Raw genomic sequence first — 1,691 nt, forward strand, 5'->3', positions numbered from 1 at the left:
AGGGTAATCCACTATAATCCTCAGCTTTTTACTGGTCGGCCTAATGGGAGTTTCACTATGATTCGTGGGTGGCTTAGTATGATATTGCTGTTGTCGTTACCTTGTTTAGCGTACGAAAAGATGTTTTATCCCAAACTCACTGAACGCTTTTGTGCCCGGGAGCCCCTGCCTGTCAGCAATGTCTTTGTGGTAGGAGACAGCACCGTTGATTCGGGGAATTTCTATAGCTACAGTCGATTTCTTGAAGGCAGCGGTACGTTGGATGAACGTCAAATGGCACTTTATCCCTGGGGCGGTCGTATGTTACCGGGCTTTGTTTTTGGCAGTTTTTGTGGCGCCATACCCGGTGCCAATTATCACGAAGGGCGTTTTTGTGATGATCTGATGGCTCCGGAACTGATAGCCAAAGCCCTGTATCTGAATCCATCCAATAAAACCGAGTATGTCGATCAGTCTCATGGCGGCAGCACAGTGGTAGGTTTTTCAGAAGTGTTAGTGGATTTTTTCTGGTCCTTTCTGTTTGGTGAAAGTCGGCTGGCCAATATCAGTTTTCTCACCAATAGCATCAGAGGCGGAAAGCCTATTCTGAGTTCGGTTGAGGAACAGGTTAATCATCTGCTGCAACATCATTCCCCCTTTTCTGAGGGGCAGGTTTTTATGTTGGCAGGTGGCGCTAATGATTATCTCAACCGTTACTGGAATTACCACCTGGTGATCGCCAAGCTGTCAGCGGCTATTGAAAATCTCTATGAACATGGGGCCAGAACCATTTTCTGGGGGACGCTTCCCGATGTTACTAAAACACCCTGCCTGCGCAATTCAGAGGATCGTCAGGAAGTGCATCAAGTGATCATCAATCATAACCGGATGGCCGTGAAAGCGTTCTTCCGGCTGAAAAAAAAGTATCCTGACCTGTTACTGCTGTTTTTCGATTACAACAGAATGTTTGACATTATGTTAGAACAGGCTCGCCAGCGAGATGTTAACACTGAAACGCCCTGTCTTGATGTCACCTTCAGAGGCTGTTCTGATAATGCTCAGGTGGATATCTGCGAAAGTTATAAGGCGAGTCCCTGCAAGAACCGCAGTGATCATTTCTATATAGATTCCATTCATCCATCGAGTACGGTGCAAAACTGGATTTTCAATTTCAACTGCAAGATGCTGTCTATTCTCAATTACAAAGTGGAATGCCCGGAGGTTGATCGCAGGCTTGCTGATGAACTCCTGTTGCATTATTTGACGTGCAAACCGGGATATCTGGAGCGGGAATACGTTCAATTGATATTCGAAGGTCAATGTCCGGCAGAGCTGTAATAATGGTTTATTACTGTGTCCACAACCCTATGCATTTGCTGACACTCGGTGTTTCAGCATCTGCAGAGCCAAGGCAAACCTCACCTTAAAGGGGTTCCTGCCGACTATGATCAGCATGAACTATCTGACTAAACTCACCTGCACTCGACCCAGAGTCAGTTCTGCCGACCCGGATCGGGATCTGTTAACGGAAACAGAGAGTAACCGGGGCCGAATCATTCAGTCCGCTGCCGTACGCCGACTGCAACAAAAAACTCAGGTTTACCCTCTGGAGACCAATGCCGCTGTTCGCAGTCGTCTAACGCACTCTCTGGAAGTGCAACAAACCGGTCGGTTTCTGGCACAGACGATTCTTCAACGCCTGTCCGAAGCCG

The 1,691-nt window shown here is 47.5% G+C and carries 1 protein-coding gene and 1 pseudogene; both read left to right on the forward strand.

All coding sequences use genetic code 11. The features are described 5' to 3' along the window. Window positions 1–1,317 (forward strand): SGNH/GDSL hydrolase family protein (locus KDK19_RS07465; RefSeq protein ID WP_257291661.1); only part of this gene is annotated, 1,317 nt, incomplete at its 5' end. A gap of 106 nt (window positions 1,318–1,423) precedes the next feature. Beyond that, window positions 1,424–1,691, forward strand: a pseudogene (locus KDK19_RS07470) (dGTPase); the annotation flags it as partial.

The sequence above is a fragment of the Endozoicomonas sp. ONNA1 genome, assembly GCF_024606325.1.
Lineage (GTDB): Bacteria > Pseudomonadota > Gammaproteobacteria > Pseudomonadales > Endozoicomonadaceae > Endozoicomonas_A.